The organism is Acidovorax sp. KPB24-03 (assembly GCF_057546605.1).
In genome coordinates this window covers 1-755 of record NZ_BAAJYR010000848.1, presented here as the reverse complement: position 1 = coordinate 755, position 755 = coordinate 1, and the positions used below count along the sequence as shown (strand labels likewise).

At 73.6% G+C, this 755-nt stretch carries 1 pseudogene; it reads right to left on the bottom strand.

The window, feature by feature from the left end:
• Window positions 1-755: pseudogene (locus AC27KI_RS26415) on the bottom strand (EmrA/EmrK family multidrug efflux transporter periplasmic adaptor subunit); the annotation flags it as partial.

Here is a 755-nt window from a genome sequence, read left to right as displayed (position 1 = left end):
CGTGGCCGGCGCCCATGGCGACCTGCGACGCCCCCTTGGCCGGCGCGGCGGCCAGCGTGGGCTTGTAGCCCGGGCCGGCGTTGGCCGCGATGATGCGGGCCACGTCGGCGCCGGCGCCCTTGTCCAGGTCGTCGTACACCGCGGTCTGCGCCACGGCCTGGGTGCGCGGCGCGTCGGCCAGCAGGTGGCCGCTGCGGTCCTGCGTGTCCACCTTCACGTCCATGGACAGCCCCACGCGCAGCGGGTGGGTGCGCAATTGCTCGGCATCGATCGCGATGCGCACCGGTACGCGCTGCACCACCTTGATCCAGTTGCCGGTGGCGTTCTGCGCGGGCAGCAGCGCGAAGGCCGAGCCCGTGCCCACGCCCATGCCGGCGATGGTGCCGGTGTATTCCACCTTCTTGCCGTACAGGTCGGCCGTGAGCTTGGCGGGCTGGCCCAGGCGCAGGTTGCGCAGCTGGTTTTCCTTGAAGTTCGCATCCACCCACACCTGGTTGAGCGGCACCACGGTCATGAGCGGCGTGCCGGCGGCCACGCGCTGGCCCAGCTGCACGGTGCGGCGCGCCACGTAGCCGTCCACGGGGGGCGGGCAGGTCGGTGCGGCGGGCGGCCAGGTAGGCCTCGCGCACCTTGCCGGCGGCGGCCAGCACGTTGGGGTTCTGGTCCACCGAGATGCCCTGGGTGAGCGACTGGTTGCTGGCGAGCTGCTCGCGCGCCGACACCACGCCGGCCTCGGCCGCGGCCAGCGCCGTGCG